This is a genomic window from Shewanella sp. HN-41, from assembly GCF_000217915.1.
GTDB lineage: Bacteria > Pseudomonadota > Gammaproteobacteria > Enterobacterales > Shewanellaceae > Shewanella.
On record NZ_AFOZ01000031.1, the window covers coordinates 25,884 to 49,179 of the forward strand.

Below are 23,296 nucleotides of genomic sequence, written 5' to 3' on the forward strand. Positions count from 1 at the left end.
TTACAATAAAATTAAATTTTCACAAAAAATAAACAAGCAAGAAACAACAGGTTAAAACAAAAGCTTAATTTGTTACCAAAATCCATTCAAACCATCTAAATCCCGCTTAAAACCACAGTAAATAAACAAAATAAAGTCATTTAAATAACAACTAACATTTAAGCGTTGCAACTTACATAAATTCACACTGTTGCACTTGTTATTTTCTTGTGGTTATATCTTGTTCCTAATTAAATAGGCACTTATTTCTTACAACGTTCCGTATTTAATTAAAATAACAACTAAACAAACAACAAGTATTAAGGGAGAATGATATGCGCGCTAATTCAACATTAGCCAAAGCAGTTCGCTTTGCGTTAATTGGTGGTGCCACTACTGCGGCTTTATCAACTTCAGCTATTTATGCTGCTGAAGATGGTGCAAAAGTTGAACGTATCGAAGTAACAGGTTCTCGTATTAAGCGTACGGATATGGAAGGTTCATCACCCGTTACAACTATTGATGCTTCTCAAATTGAAAAAACAGGTGAACTTAGTATTACAGATGTTCTCAGAAGAAGTAATTTGAACTCATTCGGTTCTTTCTCTGAGCGTTCAGGAAGCAGTGCTCAATCACAAGCAACCATTAACTTACGTGGTGCAGGCGAAGACCGCACATTAGTATTGTTAAATGGTAAACGTATGCCAGGTTCACCTACTTTAGGTGGCACTGCAGTCAACTTAAACACTATCCCTACTGCTGCGATTGAGCGTGTTGAAGTGTTAACAGATGGTGCCTCAGCTGTTTATGGTTCAGATGCGGTAGCGGGTGTTGTCAACATTATTTTGAAACAAGGCTATGAAGGACTAGAAGTTTCTGCGACAGCAACACAACCGACACAAGACGGTGGTGAAGAATGGAAAGCCCACATTGTGGGTGGTACTGTCGGTGAGAAAGGTAACGTGACCTTCTCATTTGAACACTTAAATCGTGAAATCATTTATCAACGTGACCGTTGGTTCTCTAGTTCAACCAATGTGTTAGCACCGAAGTTTGATGATACTACTGGTGTGTCTATCTATGCGCGTAACTTCTTAGATATGACGACTGGTGGTTTCCAACCACTTACCGCTTGTAATAACCCCCAAATGGTTGGCGGTGGCCACATTTATGATGCAGGAAGTGGTGACTATGTTTGTGGTTATGACTATACCGCAGAAGCTGCTGACCATGCTGCACGTTCATACACTGCGGGTTATGTGAATGGCGAGTATGAGCTGTCTGATGAAATTACCTTCAAAGGACAAGGCCTTTTCGCTCGTAACGAAACCTTCGGTCGATATGCTCCGGCGGCGGGTTGGTTCAACGTTGCTCCAGGTCAGGTAGACGTTCAAAACTATGATGCCGCAGGCAACATGACTGGTGTAACCAAAAACCAAAATGCGGGTCGTGTTTACTATCGCTTTACCGATGTCGGTACCCGTGATGCCAACACCATCGATTACAGCACTGATATCCAATTAGGATTAGTAGGTAACCATGATAGCTTTGGCTGGGATGTGACTTACCACTATAACCTCGCTGAAAACAGCAACTACGGTACTGGCTATGTACACAGACCGACTGTAGAGAAGTATGTGAAAGACGGTATCTTCAATTTCGGTCCTGAAGGTAACTCAGCCTCTGTTATCGCAGATATGGCGCATCAAACACTCAAGCAAGACATCATGGAATTCCAAAGTCTAAACGCTGGGATTAACTTTGAGGCCATTGAGTTACCAGCAGGTAACATTGGTTGGTATGTGGGTGCTGAAGCACTGCAATACAAATACGAAGCTAACGTAGACGCGCAAACTGCTGCCGGTGATGTCATTGGTTCATCTGGTAATGGTTCATCAGGCGACCGTGATGTTTACGCTGTATTTGCAGAATCTATCATCCCAGTCACTGAAGACTTAGAATTGAACTTAGCATACCGCTATGACAAATACTCAGACTTTGGTTCAGCGACTACGCCTAAAATCGCGTTAAGATACCAAGTCATTGATGATGTTGTTTTCCGAGCATCTTGGGGACAGGGCTTCCGTGCACCATCACTATCAGACCTCCTAGCTGCTGATGCGTTTAGTGCTGATACTGCGACAGACTATCACTACTGTGACGTACAAGGTACGCCTGTTGCTGACTGTAAAGCAAAACAGTATGACGTGACACGTAAAGCAAACAAAGAACTTGATCCAGAAACATCAGACTTCTACAACTTAGGTTTAGTGTGGGATATCACTGATAATCTAAGCACTAAAGTTGAGTACTACAATCTGAAGATTGATGACGTAATCACCTTTGTGTCATTAGACTCGCTCTTGAAAGAAGAACAAAAAGTAGGTTATGGCAACTTAAGCCGTGGTGAAATTGTCCGTGCAGGTAACACTGCAGATGGTAAATTACTGGCTGCTACAACACCAAAAGCAAACGGTAATGGTTTTGAAACCTCAGGTATTGATTTCAACGTCACTTATTCTGGTTTTGAGACTGGAATCGGTGAGTTTGGTACAAGCTACGACTTAACTTACGTATTGAATTATGACGAAGAAGAGTATTTTGACGGCCCTGTAAACGATAAAATTGGTCGCAATGGCATGCCACAAATTCGTTTTACTTGGGCAATAGACTGGACTTATGGTGAACATTCAGCATCGATTATTTCTCAATATATCGACAGTCAAGCAGAACGTACCGATCCTAAGACATATCAACAAATCGGTCACTTAACGTCCCAAACAACGTTTGACTTAAGCTACGCTTATAACACGTCTTGGAATGGTAAAATTGGCTTGGGTATCCGTAACCTAACTAACGAAGATCCAGTTCTGAACTCTGATTTAGAATACGATAAGTCTCTGTATAACCTATACGGTCGTACATACACAATGACTTATACTCAAAAGTTCTAATCTAAATTAGCACTAACAAAAACGGCATCCTTGGATGCCGTTTTTTTATCTAGCTAACTAAACCCAAGATAATGTGCACCAAGCACTACCACACTTGAGACCAACATCAGCAGCAACATAAAACGCCATACAAACTTCAACCAATTCCCCCAATCGACGCGGCATACCCCAAGGGTTGCCATCAAAGACGCGGAGGTTGGCACTATGATATTGGTGAGTCCATCCCCTAATTGAAAGGCTAATACCGCCACTTGGCGCGTAACACCGACGATGTCAGAGAGTGGTGCCATCAGCGGCATAGTCAAGGCTGCCTGCCCTGACCCCGACGTCACAAAAAAATTAAATACCGATTGAAACAGCAACATAAACCAGGCAGATAAAGCATCGGGTAGATGACCAATCACTCCGCCCGCGCTGTTTAGTATCGAATTAAGCACACTCGGTTCAGTCGGGGCCCCGCCGCCGAGCAGGAGTAAAATCCCCGAGGCACATCCCACCAAGAGCGCTGGCTCTAACATGGTTTTTGCGCCTTCTTTAAAACTCTGCGCCACCCTGTTAAGCGTCAAACCATTGAGTTTAAATACACAACCAATAACGCCAGCGACTATGCCCATAGTAAAAAACTGACTGGCAATTTCAGGGATAAACCATGCCTTAGCGACCACACCCAAAATCACCCAAACCATAGTCAAGACTAAGGTGAGCAGGACTAAAAGGTCACCGAAGTTGAATCGGCTCTCAAGTGTTGCATTGGCATGATGCTCACGGAAAAAACCATCAGATTGATAGCTGTGGGACAATCTAGGCTGCCGCTGAATTTTATGGGCATAACGCATGGTAAAGACAATGCCAAGCAAGGTGAACCCAAGCCACATAGGGAAGCGCAACTCACTGCCAGATAATACGGGGATACCCGCAATACCTTGGGCTATCGCCACACTAAAGGGATTCATCCAAGAACTGGCAAAGCCAATTTGGGTCGCCACATAGGTCACCATTACAGTGGTGATGCCGTCATACCCTAAACGGATCATTAGCGGGCAAATAATGATGGCAAAAGCAATCGCCTCTTCTCCCATGCCGAACACGGCGCCGCCTAAGGAAAACAGTGTGAATATCACCGGAATGAATAACTTTTCATTACCGCGGGTTTTATCGATTAATTTCAAGATACCGTTATCTATGGTGCCCGTGGCCATCACCACCCCGAAGGACCCGCCAATCACCAACATAAACATAATAACGCCGATGGCGCTGCCCCACTTAGAGCCCGACGTTAATCCCTCGAAGGCAAAGTTAAAAAAGCCAACCCCGCCCTCACCTTTAAATAAAGCAACGGGTTGCAGTTTAGGCTCACCCGATTCATCGAGTTGATAGACAAAAGAATTAGGATCTACAACGGTTCTAACTTTATCAACACCCTCAGCTAAATAGTGCACCTCTTGGGTTTGAAACGAGCCAATAGGGATAAAGTAAGTCATCAACCCTGCGAACAATGCCACAAAAAAGATGATCACTAAGGTATCTGGCATGGTGAAGTTAACAGCTTTGGGGGCCATTGGGGATACATTGGCTGTCTTGGTTGCCTCGTGTGGCTGAGATGTCATAAGCGCGCCATTTTTATCGTGAAATTGAAAGGCCGCACTATAAACTAAATTTCATAGAATCAACATCGACACCGCCAACCAGTGGAACAACAGGGCTTACAACACAATTAACAACAAAGAGTGAAGCAGCTCTAAAATCCGCATTCAAGATCATGACTTTACTTGTAGGCACCTCGGCTCAGACTTAAAATCGTTGCCAACAAACCATCAATAAAATTGATGGTTTTCATTGCCGCATTTTTCAGTTAGGAGCCCATCACTACATGAAGTACTCACTCAAGCAAATTGCCGTTTTCGATGCTGTCGCCAGCCTTGAGAGTGTGAGTGCCGCCGCCAGAAAACTCTCCATGACACAGTCCGCCGTCAGTATGTCCCTCGGTCAACTCGAAAGTCTGCTCGGTCGACCTCTCTTTATTCGTCAAGGAAATAGACTCACATTAAGTCACTGGGGAAACTGGTTACGCCCTAAGGCAAGGCGATTATTACAGGATGCTCAACAGATCGAATTAGGTCTACATGAGCAACATTTAATCAGTGGTAGAGTGAAACTTTGTTCCAGCCAAACTGCCGCTGAGCATCTGCTACCCGAGCTTATCAGCAAGATTGATACTGATTTTCCCGAATTACGCATCGAATTGATGGTAGAAAACAGTGATAACGTTGTCGAAGGCTTACTGAACTATGAGTTCGATTTAGGGATTATCGAAGGTCGAAACGATGATAGCCGTCTCCATCAAGAACAATGGTTAGATGACCATTTAGTGGTGATCGCCTCCCCTCATCATCCCTATGCTCGCTACGAAAGCACCAGCTTGTCACAGCTTGAACAGGCAAAATGGGTGCTAAGAGAACAAGGTGCGGGGACGCGGCGCATTTTTGATGGTGCCATTCATGGGGTCATTGAAAAATTAAATGTCTGGAAAGAATATGAGCATGTCCCACTGCTCAAGGCCTTAGTTAAAAATGGCCCCTATCTAAGCAGCCTTCCCTTCTTAGATGTGGAAAAAGATGTGGCTAATGGTGAACTGGTTATTCTGTCAACACCGCAACTCAATATGAAACGTCACTTATCTTTTATATGGCGAACTGATGCGGGCGAAAATCCATTACGCGACTGCGTCATAACGGAAGCGAGACGATTAATCAGGCACAGACAAACGCTGATTAAGCGTTAAAGCGAATATCCCGACATTGCCATAACAATGCCGAGATTGGTACAACACACTAGCTTAATAGCCGTTTCGAATTGTAGATCACTTTATAGAATGAGCAGGGTATCGGTCAGCAGGCCCTCTGTGCCGTGGATGGAGGTGGCTCTCTCAGGGAAGAGTAATGCCGTGCCTGCGTCCGATATCCTGCGATCTAGCATAATGAGGAATCCGCTATTTAGTCATAGAATGCCTCACACACCACCTTAGCGATGTGCTCTCGGTTTATCATGCCGCATAACTGGCCTTGCTCTATCACAGGATATGCACTAGGTCGGCTAGATGATGCATGGCGTAATCGCTCCTCGTAGCTTTGGTAGCTGCTTGCGAGCATCAATCCCGTATCCGTCACAGGGAATAGTTTCTGGCGATCGACAACCATCAGTTCAATTAAGGCATCGAGGGGATCCTTAGGGGATACAGTTAACACTTCGGTTTGCATTAAGTCCCCGACCTTGTCAGGAACACCCCGGGTAAATTCCTGCGCCCAAAGACTACGCAGTAAGTCCTGTTGTGAAATAAATCCCACTAGAGCGTGTTTATTATCGACAACAGGCGCACAACGCACTTGAGCCTCACTCAACACCTTCAATCCGAAATACACAGATTGATCAGCGTTCAGGGTGATAGGCGCAGGGTCCATCACATCACTCACACGCATTTTAGGGATAGGCTTTGAAGTCACTTTTGCATTTAACATAATAGATTGTTCTCCAGTTGATACAGTTTGAATATAAGGCTCAAAAATATTGGCAGGCTGACACTGAGTCGACATTGCCGTACATGACACTGGGCAAGTCGTCGAGGGGTGCGCCAAAGGATTAACAAGGGTTAACTTAGGGTGATCAATATTCGGGGTATGCGTTCCTTTCGCTTGTTCAATCCACCAGTAACCCAATCCAACCAAGATCCCACCGCCAACGATGTTGCCGAGGGTGACGGGTATGAGATTATTAAGAATAAAGTGGCTGATAGTTAAATCATTGAATTGAGAGGCTTCAACGCCAATCGAAGTGAAAAATGACGGCTCGGCAAAGGTGTGAATGGCGATGCCTAAAGGCACCATAAACAAGTTAGCAATACTGTGTTCAAAGCCACTACTCACAAACATGGCCACGGGTAACATCAATAAAATCGCTTTAGTTAAGGCATCACGACTGGCAAAAGTCATCCATACCCCTAAGCACACCAACATGTTACAGAGGATGCCTAGGCTAAATGCCTGCAACCAACTATGGTGTAATTTATGCTGAGCAATCGTTAGGGCATTAAGCCCCCATAATCCCCCATCGAGCTGATACATACGGGCTGACATAATCAACAACAACATCAACATAGCACCGAGCAAGTTACCTAAATACACCCGCCCCCAACACATGCCCAACTGTTTGCTAGTGACTCGCCTCTGTGCCCAAGCGACTGAACTCAGCACTGTGCTAGTAAAGAGCTCCCCACCACAGATCACCACCAGCATTAACCCTAAGCTAAATGCCAATCCCCCCACTAAACGTACTAACCCCCACGCACTTCCCGCAGCCCCTGTGGTGACCGTGATATAGAACACAAAGGCCAAAGCGATAAAGGCCCCAGCAAATGCGGCCAACCCAAAGGATTGCCACACCGATTTAACGATCTTACTTTGGCCATAGTATTCAGCTTGTTGATAGAGACTAGGCTTATCGGCGTCACTCTTTCCGCGTTGACCTTGAGTCGATACTAGCGCTGGGTTTAAGTGCCGTGGCGCCCCCATGCGAGCATCATAGTGTGATGCTTTCATGTTATTGCGCTCCAACGTTGAGTAATGCCCTAACAAATCCCGCACACAACATAAGTTTCTCCAGTAATTTCATTGCTCTGTGAATCGTTCACTCAAACAATACGCTGAAGACTTGCTCAATAAAATTGGATAATAATGATGACAACCATCAAAAACACTGATGAACCGTCGTATCATAAAAGCAGATGTTAAGAATTAAACCAAAAATCAACAAATTATTTAAATAATTGTTTTAAATGGATAATTTCAATCTTAAATGTAAGGGGTGCAAAAACATATTGAATAATACTCAGGGTAAAGGTGGATGCGCGTATAACGCCTTATCTTGCTCAACGTCTAAATAGGGATAACTGACAAGGCAATACACTCAATACCAGCCCATTATCAGCCCAACTGATAGACAAAAGCCCTTACTCAATCGAGCTGGCAATTTTAGTGATACATCACACTTACCCCGGCAAGCATAGCGATCTAATGCTCATTAGCGTGTCACTTTTCAGAACGACTCTCGTTTTTGCATCGTTTCGTAGGGCAACAACACAAAATGGATAACAAATGTGATCAATAGGTAACGCAATATGCGTGCCTAAGCGTCAACTTTTCATATTCGCCCGTCTAAGTTGTTAAGTGCCTCCCAATTCACTAAAACAGCCATTTCAGATTTATTGATACCTAGTGATGGGACTAGACTCTTATGTTAAGATTTATAAGGTAAATTGGTCTTACCAATTTAGATAATATAAATTTCGATACTATGGGGACTATGTTCAGCACTATTGGTCCACATCGACGATAAAAATGTGGCGATTCCTCACTTGTAAGCATGCAAGAAAGGTTTTTGTCGACACCATGAAACACGCTCAGTTTTCATCAAATGATGAATCACAATGTTCTTTTCGGAGAATGAGAAACTATGTCTGAAACAGTCAATAAAGCAGAAAGTGAAGCCCCAGAGCGCACCTACAGAGAGCTGCACCGTCCAGCTTCTCAGTTTGTCTCTCGCGAAGCCTATTTAGAGCATGAACTTAAAATCATGAAGCCCAGACGCTGGGGATTAAATTTACCGGGTCGTGATTTTCGTTTTGAATGGGAAGACCTCGTCCCCGCACTCGCAGGAACCATTGGGATTACAGTGATGTATTCAGCTGTGATGGCCGCATGGGCAGCGGGACTCACTGAGCGTTGGGAGCACATCAACTTAGGCGCAGAGTTCGCCATCCAAGTTGTACGCGTCGAAATGCTTATCCCTGCTTTACTCTTTTGTATCATTAGCTCAGGTTTTATTAATCCTCGCGCCAACTTAGGTGGTAACCATGGCCCGATGATACCTTTGATTGGTGCCATCGCTCTAGCGGGTGCACATCCCCTTGCCCTCGCAATCCTGATTGGTGTTTTCGGCTTAATTCTCAGTTATTTCAAAGGAGGATCTCGGCTTGTTAACCTGACAAGTAGTGGTGTGGCAGGAGGATTATTAGTCTTCCTCGGTTTTATGGGTGCTAAAAGCCAAATCGGCTCACTCTTCGAATGGTCTAGCGGCCTACAGGCAAAACATAGTCTTGATTATTCATTAGGTTATGTGGCGTTTGCTATCTTGCTGGTCAATGTCATTTTATATGCTTACCTCGCAAAAGTAGGAAAGCGCTGGCTTGCCATTCCACTGTGCTCAATCACAGCAATTGCCTTAGCCTTTGGCTTAGGGGCCGGACTTGACCTTAAATTTGTTACCGAACCAGGGATCCCTAATCTAAATCCCGTTTATTGGTGGGGTTCTACCGAACATGGATGGCAGTTAGGTTTACCTAATATGGCACATTTTATCGCTTCGCTGCCCTTTGCCATCCTAGCCGTTGCCATGTGGTCACCCGACTTTTTAGGTCACCGTATTTTCCAAGAATTGAATTACCCTAAAGGCGCTGAAAAAGTATTAATGGATGTCGATGACACTATGACGACTTGCTCGCTACGCCAAATGATAGGAACAGCAGTGGGTGGAGGTAACATTACCTCTTCATGGGGCACATATATGATCCCAGCGGCCATCGCAAAACGTCCTATTCCTGCGGGGGCCATTTTACTTGGTAGCCTATGTATCATTGTGGCCATCATTGGCTATCCAATGGATGTGACCGTCTGGCGCCCTGTGATGTCTATCGCTCTATTAGTGGGTGTGTTTTTACCCCTGCTAGAAGCGGGTCTGCAAATGGTCAAAGACAATCTCAGTAGTCAAGCTGCGGGGATCTGTATTTTTGCCTCCTTCGTGGCTAACCCAGTTCTCGCTTGGGCACTCACAATGTTATTAGATAACAATGGCCTTATCGGCGATAAAGAGCGTCCAAAGACATTGTCATTTGCCGATCGTATCGTGATTCCAGGGCTGGCATTTGTGATTTGTCTTGCCGCTATGCTCGCTGTTGGGATGATCGAAGGCATACCTGCACTTCTATAATCCTATGGGTGGAGAGTCAACTTTGATTGACTCTCCACTCGATAACTCGCTTCAATATCAATGATACATAGTCAAATAGCTTGAGTTATATAGATTTTTTTATAATAAAGCCCCTTGACTATGTACCCTTGAACTTAACATGACACCGACACGCACAAGTTAACCAGCTTGTCGTTACAAGCCTGCGTGATCCTGTATCAATTAAGTTGTTGGGTAGTTTTTTTCCCTATTTTCATTTTGCATCAGCCGACAATTTGATGCGATGCAATCGAAACTTAGAGGGATAAATGCTACCTCGGTAACAAATTTAGCATTAAGTATTGGCAAACTGACCTGATAATGGTGCGGACGAATAAGAGCTATGCTAATATTTTTATGGACAATTGGTCTTACCAATTAACTGATGTTTTACGTATAGCCGATAATCGAACTACGCGAACATTTGCCCTCTTATCGGATATCAATAAACAGCATTTTTGAAGTGCCTCACTTCAAAACACAGTTCCCATCATAGGGCGTCATCATGAAGGGAGCTTTATTCAGGAATGAGCTATTGGCTTTTACTCGCACCACAGAGTGCTTAACGCCAATAACCTTTATCTCAACTAGAAGGTATTAGTACGATGACCGACAAAACTGAACTGTTTGCCAATGCGTGGGAGGGTTTTACTCCTGGTGATTGGAAATCCGAAGTCAATGTGCGTGACTTTATCCAACAAAACTACGCTCCCTATGAAGGCGACGAATCATTTCTAGCCGGTGCCACCCAAGCGACCACGAGCCTGTGGGACAAGGTCATGGAAGGCATTAAACAGGAAAACCGCACTCACGCCCCTGTTGATTTCGATACTAAGATGGTCTCCACCATCACTTCCCACGACGCTGGCTACATCAATAAAGAATTAGAAACTATCGTTGGTTTACAAACGGATGCGCCGCTAAAACGCGCCATGTTGCCCAACGGTGGTATTCGTATGGTGGAAAGCTCCTGCGCCGCATACGATCGCGTGCTGGATGAAGACGTTAAATATGTCTATTCAGAACTGCGTAAAACCCATAACCAAGGCGTGTTCGATGTTTACACTCCAGAGATTATGGCTTGCCGTAAATCGGGCGTATTAACGGGTTTACCCGATGCCTATGGTCGTGGCCGTATCATTGGCGACTATCGCCGCGTCGCACTCTACGGTATCGATTACCTAATGAAAGATAAATTTGCCCAATTTAGCTCACTGCAGGCGCAGTTTGAAGCGGGTGAAGATTTATCCAGCGTTATTCAATTACGCGAAGAAATTGCCGAGCAACACCGCGCACTAGGCCAAATGAAGAAAATGGCCGCTAAATACGGTTTCGATATTTCTCGCCCAGCGACTAACGCAAAAGAAGCGATCCAGTGGACTTACTTCGGTTACTTAGCCGCAGTGAAGAGCCAAAACGGCGCTGCCATGTCATTAGGCCGTACTTCTTCTTTCCTCGATATCTATATTGAGCGCGATCTGAAAAATGGCACTTTAACTGAGCAACAAGCTCAGGAAATGATTGACCATTTCGTGATGAAACTGCGTATGGTTCGCTTCCTACGCACCCCAGAATACGATGAACTGTTCTCCGGCGACCCAATTTGGGCGACTGAATCAATCGGCGGTATGGGCTTAGACGGTCGTACGTTAGTGACTAAATCAAGCTTCCGTTTCTTGAACACCCTTTACACTATGGGCCCAAGCCCAGAGCCAAACATCACAGTACTGTGGTCAGATAAACTGCCCATCGGTTTCAAAAAGTACTGCGCGAAAGTGTCTATCGACACTAGCTCAATCCAATATGAAAACGATGACTTAATGCGTCCAGATTTCCAATCTGACGATTACGCTATCGCCTGTTGTGTAAGCCCTATGGTTGTGGGTAAACATATGCAGTTCTTCGGTGCCCGCGCCAACTTAGCCAAAACTATGTTGTATGCAATTAACGGTGGCGTTGACGAAAAACTGAAAATCCAAATCGCGCCAAAAGCCGACCCAATCACAGATGAAGTGCTCAACTTTGACGACGTGATGAATCGCTTAGACGGTTTAATGGATTGGTTAGCGACGCAATATGTCACGGCACTAAACTCAATCCATTACATGCACGACAAGTACTCCTACGAAGCGGCGCTGATGGCACTGCACGACAGAGACGTACGTCGCACTATGGCTTGTGGTATTGCGGGGCTTTCTATCGCAGCCGACTCACTGTCAGCCATCAAGTTCGCCACAGTTAAACCGGTGCGTGATGAAAATGGCATTGCCGTTGATTTCGAGATCAGCGGTGACTATCCAAAATTTGGTAACAACGACCCACGTGTTGACGATATCGCCTGTGACTTAGTCGAGCGTTTTATGGCGAAAATTCGCGACCGTAAAATGTACCGCAATGCGATCCCAACGCAGTCAATTCTCACCATCACCTCAAACGTGGTTTATGGTAAGAAAACAGGTAATACCCCCGATGGCCGTCGTTCAGGAGCACCATTTGCACCGGGTGCAAACCCTATGCATGGCCGCGATGAAAAAGGCGCAATCGCTTCATTAACTTCAGTGGCTAAACTGCCATTTGCCCACGCTCAAGACGGTATCTCTTATACTTTCTCTATCGTGCCAAATGCTTTAGGTAAAGATGAAGATGGCCGCCGCACTAACTTAGCGGCACTGATGGACGGTTATTTTACCCATAACGAAGGACATGAAGGTGGCCAACACTTGAACGTCAACGTGATGAACCGCGAAATGCTTGAGGATGCTGTCATCAACCCAGACAAGTACCCGCAGCTCACTATCCGTGTTTCTGGCTACGCAGTGCGCTTTAACTCACTGACGCCAGAGCAACAGCAAGATGTGATCACCCGTACTTTCACTAAAGGTCTGTAAACTAAATTAGGTAAGGCTGTAGTACAATGTACTGCAGCCTCACTAATTTAAACAGGAGTCACAATGGCAGTTACCGGTCGGATCCACTCGGTGGAATCCTTTGGCACAGTAGATGGTCCAGGCATACGGTTTATCACCTTTATGCAAGGCTGTTTAATGCGCTGCCAATATTGCCACAACCGTGATACTTGGGATCTTGATGGTGGCAAGGAAGTTCAGGTCGATGAGTTAATGAGTCAAATTATTAGCTATCGACCTTTTCTCGATGCCAGTAATGGCGGCGTCACCGCCAGCGGTGGAGAAGCCATTTTACAGGCTGAATTCGTCGCCGAATTATTTAAGGCCTGTAAAAAAGAAGGTATTCACACTTGCTTAGATACCAATGGTTTTGTGCGTAAGTATACGCCCATTATCGACGAGTTACTGGACCATACCGATTTAGTCCTGCTCGATATCAAGCAAATGAATGACGACAAACATATAGAGTTAACTAAGGTCAGCAATCACAGAACATTGCAGTTTGCGCAGTATCTGGCCAAACGCAATCAGCCGACTTGGATACGCTATGTGGTGGTGGGTGGATTTACCGAGGATGAAGCATCGGCATTACAGCTAGCCGAGTTTATCAAGCCCATGAAAAACGTTGAAAAGGTAGAATTACTGCCCTACCACGAACTCGGTAAACACAAATGGGAAGCCATGGGAGAAACCTATCAACTCGATGGCGTATCACCACCGAGCCGAGAGACCATGGAAAAAATCAAAGCCGTTTTTGCTCGGCAAGGGATAAATGCGGTTTATTAGGACGCCAAGGGAGGCTTAAAGCTCCTCCCAATAACTGGCATCTAAGCGCTCAAAGGCTATTTTTAAGATGAGCGCCATATCGAGGTAACACGCCTTAGCGCCCAAGGATTGGCAATGAATGCCCATGGCAGACAATTTCGCACTCAACTGATTACTCCAGTCGAACAGCGATAACGGTAATGGATGGCGCGCACGCCAGCCTAACCACAATAAGCCCTGCAGCGGCAGGCTGATAAAAAACAACGCGATAGTGAGGGCTTGGGGTAAAAACGCCCAACCATAGGTATACAACTGACTCACACTCGCCAAAATCGCCAGCACTGGCATCACCAGAATGGCAAGCTGAGTGGCGCGTACCACCCGATACTCAGGAAAATACAAACCCAGTTGTCTAACCATAGGCCAAGTCTTCATATAACGACGACCGTCACCTAAGGTTTTGAGAATATTGATACTCAATTTTAGACACCTACAACAGAGGAACACTGCTTTTACCATAGCACAATCTGGCACTACGCCCCAAGACTGTGATGGCAAATACTCAAGCGTTCCCAAGATTTTGAATCGTTAACTTAAACACAATGGCAAAAGGTTTACACATGTCTAATAAACTGGTTTTAGTACTCAATTGCGGTAGCTCTTCACTCAAATTTGCCGTCATTGACGCGCAAACAGGTGACGATCAGATCTCTGGCCTAGCCGAGTGTTTTGGCTTAGAAGACTCACGCATTAAATGGAAAATCAATGGCGAAAAGCATGAGTCCTCCTTAGGTGCTTTCACCGCTCACCGCGAAGCCGTTGAATTTATCGTCAATAAAATCCTCGCAGGTCAACCCGAATTAGCGGCACAAATTCAAGCCGTGGGTCATCGTATCGTACACGGTGGTGAAAAGTTCACCCGTTCAGTGATTATCGACGAACATGTGATCAAAGGCATTGAAGAGTGTTCATCACTGGCACCATTACATAACCCAGCCCACCTTATCGGTATCCGCGCGGCCATTGCTTCTTTCCCTAAACTGCCACAAGTCGCTGTGTTTGATACCGCATTCCACCAAAGCATGCCAGAGCGCGCTTTTATCTATGCCCTGCCTTATAAATTGTACCGCGAGCATGGTATCCGCCGTTATGGCATGCACGGCACTAGCCATTTATTCGTTAGCCGCGAAGCGGCAAAAATGCTTAACAAACCCTTAGCTGAAACCAATGTGATCTGTGCGCATTTAGGTAACGGTGCCTCAGTGACTGCGGTTAAAGGTGGTAAGAGTGTCGACACTTCTATGGGACTCACTCCGCTCGAAGGCTTAGTCATGGGCACTCGTTGTGGTGATATCGACCCATCCATCATCTACCACTTAGTGCACCAACTCGGTTACACACTGGAAGAAGTCAACAATCTGATGAACAAGCAAAGTGGTCTGCTCGGGATCTCTGAGCTGACCAACGATTGCCGCGGCATCGAAGAAGGTTACGCCGACGGCCATAAAGGCGCGACCTTAGCCTTAGAAATCTTCTGTTACCGCTTAGCTAAGTACATCGCCTCTTACACTGTACCACTGGGCCGTTTAGATGCGCTCGTCTTTACTGGCGGCATTGGTGAAAACTCAGAATTAATTCGTACAAAAGTGCTCAACCTATTAGAAATATTCAATTTCCATGTCGATAGCGAACGTAATAAGGCGGCTCGCTTCGGTAAAAAAGGCATCATCACTCAGGATAACAGCACAGTGGCCATGGTGATCCCGACTAATGAAGAGTGGGTTATCGCCGAAGACTCCATTACACTGATCAACAAATAATAAGATGATCTAAGCCGTTTGCTCACCCAAACGGCTTTATTGTTAGCGACCTACAGCTAACACATTTACAAGCAATTTCGCAGATATTTATCTGCCAAAAACCATCGAACTTAGAGGTTTTTATGTCCCGAAATATTATGTTAATTCCCATAGGCACAGGTGTTGGCCTGACCTCCTTAAGCCTTGGAATGGTGCGCGCCTTAGAGCGCCATGGGGTTAAAGTGCAATTCTTTAAACCCATTTCCCAATTGCGTCCCAATGACAACGGCCCAGAACGCTCGACCACCATTTTAAGCAAGTCGCCAACAGTTAATCCGTTAGAGCCCTTCGATATGGCCCATGCGGAAGCCTTAATTCGTGCAGATCAAACCGATGTGTTGATGGAACAAATCATTGCCCGTACAGCGGAATGTGCCAGCAATACTGAAACGTTAATTGTTGAAGGTTTGGTCCCAACCCGTAGTCATCCCTTCGCCGATGACGTTAACTACGCCATCGCCAAAGCCATGGATGCGGATGTGATCTTTATCGCCACACCGGGCAGCGACACACCGACAGGCCTAATGAATCGCCTCGAAATCGCCTATAACTCTTGGGGTGGCAAAAAGAACAAACGCCTAATTGGCGCTGTGATCAACAAAATTGGTGCGCCAGTGGATGATGAAGGTCGTGCACGCCCCGATTTATCTGAAGTGTTTGATCACCAAGCGACTCTGCGTTCCGATGCCGCCAGTATGTTCCAGCTACCAGGTAAGAGCCCGCTGCGTATCTTAGGTAGTGTGCCCTACAATCTCGATTTAGTTGCCCCCCGAGCCTCCGACCTTGCCAAGCATTTACGTGCACGTATTCTGAATGCCGGTGAAATGCACACCCGTCGCCTACGTAAAGTGACCTTCTGTGCGCGCAGCATCCCCAATATGGTTAACCATATTAAAACGGATTCCCTACTGGTGACCTCGGGCGACCGCTCGGATGTGATCGTTTCAGCGTGTCTTGCCGCCATGAACGGCGTTAAGATTGGCGCACTGCTACTCACCGGCAGCTACGAGCCAGAGCCTGAAATTCTCAAGCTCTGCGAACAAGCCTTCGAAACAGGTTTACCGGTTTTCCTCATCGATACCAACACTTGGCAGACTTCACTAAACATCCAACGCTTCGACCACGAAGTGCCTGTGGATGATGCGGTACGTATCGATTTAGTGCAGGAATATGTCGCCGGCCATATCGACCAGAGCTGGATTGAAAGCGTCACTAAAAACTCTCCACGGGAACACCGCCTGTCGCCACCCGCGTTCCGTTACAAGTTAACTGAACTGGCGCGGGCTGCCCACAAAACCGTGGTGCTACCTGAGGGTGATGAGCCACGTACCATCAAGGCCGCCGCCATTTGTGCTGAACGTGGCATAGCTCGCTGCGTACTCTTAGGTAAAAAAGATGAAATCCTACGTATTGCAGCACAGCAAGATGTCGTGCTTGGTGAAGGTGTGGTGATTGTCGACCCCGATGAAGTACGCGATCGTTATGTCGAGCCAATGCTAGATCTACGTCGCAGCAAAGGCTTAACCGAAGTCGTTGCCAAAGAGCAATTAGAAGACAACATGGTGCTCGGCACTATGATGCTGGCGCAAAATGAAGTCGACGGTATTGTCTCTGGCGCGGTAAACACCACGGCCAATACCATCCGCCCACCGTTGCAATTAATCAAAACAGCGCCTGGCTCAAGCTTAGTTTCATCCATCTTCTTCATGTTGATGCCAGACCAAGTGTTGGTTTACGGTGACTGCGCCATTAACCCAGATCCCAATGCCGAGCAGTTAGCAGATATCGCTATTCAATCGGCTGAATCAGCAAAAGCCTTCGGTATCGAACCAAGAGTGGCGATGATCAGTTACTCAACGGGTAACTCTGGCACAGGTTCAGATGTAGATAAAGTGCGTGAAGCGACTCGCATCGCCAAGGAAAAACGCCCAGATCTGATCATCGATGGGCCATTGCAGTACGACGCGGCGGTCATGCCAAACGTGGCACGCTCTAAAGCGCCTAACAGCCCAGTAGCAGGTCAAGCCACAGTGTTTGTCTTCCCCGATCTCAATACGGGTAACACCACCTACAAGGCGGTACAGCGAAGCGCCGACTTGATCAGTATCGGCCCTATGCTGCAAGGCATGCGTAAGCCTGTGAACGACTTATCCCGCGGCGCTTTAGTGGATGATATCGTCTACACTATCGCATTGACGGCGATCCAAGCCTCACAAAATGATGCAACTAAAGGCTAATAAGAGATTTGAACACTTATTAACCTAAAAAAGCACCGGCAAATGTCGGTGCTTTTTTATATGAGTATTTAAAATAAACCTTGATGGTATACATACCCAATGGGACAGAAGGAAAAACTAAAGAACACGCCTTTAACAAAGTAAATAGCTGTTAAATGACACTAAGCATTGTGAATAGAGTTAGTCATTCGATCAAAATATCCACAAGAAAATAGGGATTATGGTGGGAAATAGAAAAACGTCACTTTTTAACCAGCAGATAAAGCAAGACAATATCAGTGAGTTACAAAGTATCACTGAAGTCTTCAACATAGTTTTCCACAGATTCTGTGGATAACCTTTTGAGTTTATCCTTTAGTATATGCCACAGTATTCACCACTCAGTCAATCCATTTTTGTGCTTCTGCTAAATGATTACAAAACTTGAACATGGACGCTAAAATCGAGATACTTAACAACAAATTCCAATAACTAAAAGCTATGAGAACCCTATTACTTCTCTCCTTATTGTTCCTATTTGGTTGCAGCGATCCCGAAAAGGATCAGCATACGCTAACCCCCGAAGAAGTCAGCCTTGGTTTTTTTCACGCGATTTATGTCGATCGTGATGTCGAGAAAGCGAAGCAGTACGTTGATGATCCACTTAAAGAAGTGCTCACCCATTACTATATTGCTGCGGCGGTGCAACGTAATATGCTCAGCCTCTCTATGACTAATGTCGAAATGGAGATTGACGATATTGATATCGACTTTTTCCGTAAGTTTACTAAAGATGTGATTGTCGTGGTTAAAATGAAGGGGCTCAAAGGTGGACAACCTTGGATAGACGACAGAACGATTCGGCTACATAAAATCGGTAATCAGTGGATCATTGTTGAAATCATGCCCGAAAAACGCAAAGTCAATGGTTAAGACGTGCTCTAATAGAGCAAGGTTTAAAGTGATCCTGTTTGTAATACCTTTCACATTCACACTGCTCGTCCAAAATAGGTAAAAAAATAGCAACCCTAGGGTTGCTATCTCAATACGCTTGTTTTGTTATTTCTGACTCATAATTACCGTCAGCCTAACACTCAAATTAGGCTTGGATCACTTCTTCTTCGCTTTCAGCAGGTAAAGACGTCAGTACATCGTCTTTTACTTGGTAATAAGCATTTTCGTATTCATGAACTTCCATAACAACTCCTGCTCGATTTTGTAAGGTCGCAAAGGCATGCCGTTCTATGCTGACATTTTGCCCAAGGGGAAAGGGATTTCCGTGGGCGAGAGTATATCAAAGCCCAACACAGAATTACATAAAACTTTCAGTTTCGTTTAGATGTCATAGATAAAAACACTGATTTGCGACACTTTACGTCAATAAAAAGGATTAACCAATGAAAGTCTTTCAGCGAGTATTTCCAACTCATATGCATTTACGCTATTAACAGCGCTGGCTTAAAAATAAAGAATCTTGGGAAAAAGTGCGCTAACTGCTATCAATTAACTAATGATGCGAGTAGGAGGTAGACATGAACGCACTCATTGAACTTGAAGCGACTAAACTAACGACATTATTTAGCCACGGCGACATATTAGGGATCCGTATGTTTATGGAGCACATGAATATCCCACTGGATGTTCAGGATAGGCTTTATGATGAAATTTCAGCACTAAAAAATCTAGATCAAAATCAGGTGAGCCAAGTGATTGAAGCCTTTGGCCAGTCCCTGTTATCGGAACGACTAAGCTACTAAGTGTTAAATGAATAATTGGCTAAGTACTGACTTGCCGCTCCTAATCTTTTGTTTGTCACACATAAAAAAGGCCAGTTACACTGGCCTTAGGGCTGAGCAGCGATAAGCCATACTCAATCAAGTTATCACTTCCCCCTTTAATTGATAGCGTAACACTTTCAGTGATTTCTCCTCGGACACATCGATAAATGCAGCGGGGTTGGCCAGTCGTTCTCTATATTCTAGGGCGGGAGCGGCTTCTTCAACCTGCTGGCGCAGGAAATGAGTGTCGAGTTCGGGGGCATTTAAGCAAAGTAGCACTTCACCATTATCGGCAAGCAACTCGGGTAAACGACGAATAAGACGCACATAGTCCTTAGTCGCCACAAAACTGCCCTTCTGATTACTAGGAGGATCGGCAACGATAATCCCATAGGGGCCGAGTTTTTTCAGTTTGCCCCATGATTTAAAGATATCGTGGCCTAAAAAACGTGCTCCAGCACTAAATCCATTGAGTAAATGGTTTTGCTTACCGATAGCTAGCGCTCCTTTGCTCATATCCATATTGACCACTTCATCGGCACCGCCTTGTAGCGCCGCAACGGAAAAACCACAGGTATAGGCAAATAAATTAAGCACTTTTTTATGGCGCGCATTCGCCCTTACCCACTGACGGCCGTTAGCCATGTCGAGGAATAATCCGTGATTCTGACCACGCATCAAATGAACTTGGAAACGGGCACCATTCTCGCTCACCACATGGGACTCGGGGACTTCTCCCTCCAGCAATTGGCAAAATGTCTCGCCCGCACTGCGGTACTGATATACAAGGTTTAACGGGGTTGAAGGATGCAACGCTTGCCAACGCGCAGCAATAGCTCGATGGCAAACCGATAAATCCGCTTCTTCCAGTGGAATAAAACTGGTTAATAACAATACTGGCGCAAACCAATCCAAACACAAATGTTCACTGCCGACATAATGTCCACCGCGACCATGGAATAGCCGTACAGCATCTTCACCGAACTCAATTGACGCCAGTGCTTGTATAAAACTTTGCATTATCTACTACTTAATCTCTGTTGAATGGGTGTCGGCGTTTTCACCGACGGGATTGGCTGTACTAGGGTTAAGCGCCAGTTTATCGTCCACATCATCCGATAATAGGATCGCTAACCAGCCACCACTCTTACTCGATTCTAGGGCAATTTTAACCACCATGGTCAATGGCACGGAAAGTAGCATACCTACAGATCCAAGTAGCCAACCCCAAAAAATTAACGATAGAAAGACCACTAATGTGGAAAGCCCTAGGCCACGCCCCATAAATTTAGGCTCAACTACGTTGCCCATCACCATATTCGCCCCCAGATACAAAAGAGCTGTGCCCCCCCGCGGCCGCGGGGCCCAATTGGACAAAGGCTAACAACACAGCAGGAATGGCCGCAATAATCGAACCTATGTTAGGGATATAGTTGAATAAAAAGGCGATGACAGCCCATAACAGCGCATAATCCACCCCGATAAAGGTTAACCCTATTCCTACTATGATCCCCGTGGCGAGACTGACTAAGGTTTTAATCACCATATATTGGTTAACCGATTGCAAGAAGCGATCGATCTGCTTTAAACGCATATCGGGATCGTCCAACGCCAAATGCAATTTTTTCGGTAACGACTGAGCTTCAAACAACATAAACACAATGGTAAGAATGATCAGGAATAAGTTGGCCATAACATTCCCCACGCCAGAGAGCATGTTGGTGGTCATAGACAAGGCCATACCCGGGTCGAAGTAGGCTAAAAACTGATCCTTCGATATCTGGATATTTAAGGTATGTAACTTATTTAATATCCAAGCAAATTGCTCGACTAACTGCACGCGATAGTAAGGCAATTGCTTGGAAAACTCATTGATTGAACTGCCCACAAGGGAAGCCAACCACAACCCCATCAACACAATAAAACCCATCAGCAGGATCACAGCTAGCCATTTAGGCACCCGGTATTTGGTCATTTGACCAATGGCAGGATTACAGATCACTGCAATAAAACTCGATAGCACAAAGGGCACTACGATTGGACTCGCGGCCTTTATCCCGGCCAAAATAATCACTACAAAGGCCATTACCGCAAAACCACGATAGGCTGCAGAGGGCGCATTAGCTCGCGTCATTTATTAAAAATCCTTCTTGATCTTAGATAAAATTGTTAGGCTAGCGCGAGAAAAATGATTATCTCATGCACCTAAGACTTAAATAGCAAACTATCGTTATGAAACCAGAAACCGCGATTATACGCATTAAAAACTTAAGACTTCGCACTTTTATCGGTATCAAAGAAGATGAAATTCAAAATAGGCAAGATGTGATAGTCAATGTCATCATTCATTACTGCGCCGAGCATGCCCGTAACAGTGATAATGTTGAAGATGCGCTCAATTACCGTACTATTACCAAAAAAATGATTGAGTTAATTGAGAACAACCGTTTTTCATTACTCGAAAATCTCACCAGCCAAACGCTGGCCATCGCCAGTGAGCATCCCTGGGTTGAGTTTGCCAGTGTCGAAATCGACAAACCCCACGCCCTACGTTTTGCCGATTCTGTTTCTATGGAGTTGTGTTATCAAAAATAATTCCCCTAAAAATACCCAGACTCAGTGATCGCTTCGCACCGTATTTCGGTATATATACCCAAGCTAAACCGATATGAGAGGTTCCATGAATATATTGATCACTGGTGCAAGCGGGTTTATTGGCAGCCAACTGGTAAAGCTGTTGGCTGGCGAGCACCGATTGACCATACTGTCACGCCGTCCCGCTAATACTCGACAATCACGGGGCGCTAACCATCAATACCTTACCAACCTCAATGATATGGACGATTTAAATCACTTCGACGCGGTAGTGAACTTAGCGGGCGAACCTATTATTGCTAAACGCTGGAGCAAACGTCAAAAACAAGAGATTTGCACCAGTCGCTGGAATATCACCGCAAGACTAAGCCAACTGATAAAACAAAGCACAAACCCACCTAAGGTCATGGTGAGCGGCTCAGCCATCGGTTTTTATGGTCGCCAAGGCGAGCAACGCTTAGATGAAACTAGCCAACCCCACATTGAATTTAGCCATGAGATTTGCAGCACATGGGAACAGTTAGCCCAGAACGCCGCATCGGATAAAACCCGCGTCTGTATTATCCGTATTGGAATAGTACTCGGCCAAGGTGGAGCCCTTGCTAAAATGTTACCCCCCTTCAAACTCGGCGTCGGAGGCCCCATTGGCCATGGCCGCCAAGGGATGAGCTGGATACATCTTGATGATGTTATTGCACTTATCGACTTTCTACTCAATCGGCAGAATTGCCAGGGGGTATTCAATGCTACAGCGCCCAATCCCGTAAGCAACGGTGAATTTGCCAAGACCTTAGGTAAAATACTTAACCGCCCAGCCCTGATCACAACCCCACCACTGGCACTGCGACTCGCTATGGGGGAAATGTCAGAACTCCTTACCGAGGGCCAGTTTGTTATGCCTAAACGGGCACTCGAAGCGGGTTTTACATTTAAATACAGCGAACTTGAGGCCGCATTGACGAATATTGTTGCAAATTAAGTAAACTAAATAGCCAATCCCCTCGCGATAGACATCACTATCCGCTGAGGGATGTTTAAACTAATGACTTAAAAATAAAGCATAAATTGAGCCGCTCACCCCTTCACATTGGCTCATCCACCCAAACTATAGATACAATACTTTAGACAACAGCCGATAAACATTATCGCAACAATATGATTTGTAAGATAATTTAACGACGCACACGA

General features: G+C 45.4%; 15 protein-coding genes and 1 pseudogene. 11 read left to right on the forward strand and 5 right to left on the reverse strand.

Translation table 11 applies throughout. From position 1 onward, the window contains the following. The first annotated feature begins 314 nt into the window (after positions 1–314). Complete coding sequence (locus SOHN41_RS11815; RefSeq protein WP_007649188.1) at positions 315–2,933, forward strand: TonB-dependent receptor plug domain-containing protein; 2,619 nt, start codon at positions 315–317, stop codon at positions 2,931–2,933. A 53-nt stretch (positions 2,934–2,986) separates the two neighbouring features. On the opposite strand, the gene yfcC is transcribed toward SOHN41_RS11815, so the two are convergent. Then, complete coding sequence (yfcC, locus tag SOHN41_RS11820; protein WP_007649190.1) at positions 2,987–4,492, reverse strand: putative basic amino acid antiporter YfcC; 1,506 nt, start codon at positions 4,490–4,492, stop codon at positions 2,987–2,989. A 311-nt stretch (positions 4,493–4,803) separates the two neighbouring features. Between yfcC and SOHN41_RS11825 the strand changes: the two genes are divergently transcribed. Further along, the gene (locus SOHN41_RS11825) at positions 4,804–5,715 is read left to right on the forward strand and encodes a LysR family transcriptional regulator (RefSeq protein WP_007649194.1); all 912 of its coding nucleotides are present in this window, start codon (positions 4,804–4,806) and stop codon (positions 5,713–5,715) included. 211 nt (positions 5,716–5,926) lie between these two features. Here SOHN41_RS11825 and focA read toward each other — a convergent pair whose 3' ends face one another. Next, entirely contained in the window at positions 5,927–7,525 is a 1,599-nt protein-coding gene (focA, locus tag SOHN41_RS11830; protein ID WP_007649195.1) for a formate transporter FocA, read from the reverse strand. A 913-nt stretch (positions 7,526–8,438) separates the two neighbouring features. Here focA and SOHN41_RS11835 point away from each other — a divergent pair. The 3 genes from SOHN41_RS11835 to pflA all read left to right on the forward strand — a co-directional run bounded on the left by SOHN41_RS11835 (position 8,439) and on the right by pflA (position 13,681). After that, entirely contained in the window at positions 8,439–9,971 is a 1,533-nt protein-coding gene (locus SOHN41_RS11835; RefSeq protein ID WP_007649196.1) for a DUF3360 family protein, read from the forward strand. Between the two features lie 623 nt (positions 9,972–10,594). Continuing rightward, entirely contained in the window at positions 10,595–12,877 is a 2,283-nt protein-coding gene (gene pflB, locus SOHN41_RS11840; protein WP_007649197.1) for a formate C-acetyltransferase, read from the forward strand. Positions 12,878–12,940: 63 nt separating this feature from the next. Beyond that, entirely contained in the window at positions 12,941–13,681 is a 741-nt protein-coding gene (gene pflA / locus SOHN41_RS11845) for a pyruvate formate lyase 1-activating protein (RefSeq protein WP_007649198.1), read from the forward strand. 15 nt (positions 13,682–13,696) lie between these two features. Here the strand turns inward: pflA and yfbV are convergent, their stop codons facing one another. Next, the gene (gene yfbV, locus SOHN41_RS11850) at positions 13,697–14,140 is read right to left on the reverse strand and encodes a terminus macrodomain insulation protein YfbV (RefSeq protein ID WP_007649208.1); all 444 of its coding nucleotides are present in this window, start codon (positions 14,138–14,140) and stop codon (positions 13,697–13,699) included. Between the two features lie 140 nt (positions 14,141–14,280). Here yfbV and ackA point away from each other — a divergent pair, with 140 nt between their 5' ends. The 4 genes from ackA to SOHN41_RS11875 all read left to right on the forward strand — a co-directional run bounded on the left by ackA (position 14,281) and on the right by SOHN41_RS11875 (position 19,492). Next, the gene (ackA, locus tag SOHN41_RS11855) at positions 14,281–15,480 is read left to right on the forward strand and encodes an acetate kinase (RefSeq protein ID WP_007649210.1); all 1,200 of its coding nucleotides are present in this window, start codon (positions 14,281–14,283) and stop codon (positions 15,478–15,480) included. Between the two features lie 122 nt (positions 15,481–15,602). Next, positions 15,603–17,756 (forward strand): phosphate acetyltransferase, encoded by a 2,154-nt coding sequence (gene pta, locus SOHN41_RS11860; protein WP_007649212.1) that lies wholly within the window; start codon positions 15,603–15,605, stop codon positions 17,754–17,756. A 480-nt stretch (positions 17,757–18,236) separates the two neighbouring features. Continuing rightward, positions 18,237–18,668, forward strand: a complete 432-nt coding sequence (locus tag SOHN41_RS11865; RefSeq protein WP_007649216.1) for a hypothetical protein — start codon at positions 18,237–18,239, stop codon at positions 18,666–18,668. Positions 18,669–19,267: 599 nt separating this feature from the next. Then, positions 19,268–19,492 carry a hypothetical protein gene (locus SOHN41_RS11875; protein ID WP_007649218.1) on the forward strand — a complete coding sequence of 75 codons (225 nt, stop codon included), beginning with the start codon at positions 19,268–19,270 and terminating at the stop codon, positions 19,490–19,492. A gap of 117 nt (positions 19,493–19,609) precedes the next feature. Here the strand turns inward: SOHN41_RS11875 and SOHN41_RS11880 are convergent, their stop codons facing one another. Together SOHN41_RS11880 and SOHN41_RS11885 are read right to left on the reverse strand one after the other, a co-directional pair. Beyond that, complete coding sequence (locus tag SOHN41_RS11880) at positions 19,610–20,533, reverse strand: class I SAM-dependent methyltransferase (protein ID WP_007649220.1); 924 nt, start codon at positions 20,531–20,533, stop codon at positions 19,610–19,612. Between the two features lie 6 nt (positions 20,534–20,539). Continuing rightward, positions 20,540–21,647 (reverse strand): annotated as a pseudogene (locus SOHN41_RS11885) (AI-2E family transporter). A 98-nt stretch (positions 21,648–21,745) separates the two neighbouring features. Between SOHN41_RS11885 and folX the strand changes: the two are divergent. Together folX and SOHN41_RS11895 are read left to right on the forward strand one after the other, a co-directional pair. Beyond that, positions 21,746–22,108 (forward strand): dihydroneopterin triphosphate 2'-epimerase, encoded by a 363-nt coding sequence (gene folX, locus SOHN41_RS11890; RefSeq protein WP_007649227.1) that lies wholly within the window; start codon positions 21,746–21,748, stop codon positions 22,106–22,108. 85 nt (positions 22,109–22,193) lie between these two features. Then, positions 22,194–23,087 (forward strand): TIGR01777 family oxidoreductase, encoded by an 894-nt coding sequence (locus tag SOHN41_RS11895; protein WP_007649229.1) that lies wholly within the window; start codon positions 22,194–22,196, stop codon positions 23,085–23,087. The last annotated feature ends 209 nt before the right edge of the window (positions 23,088–23,296 follow it).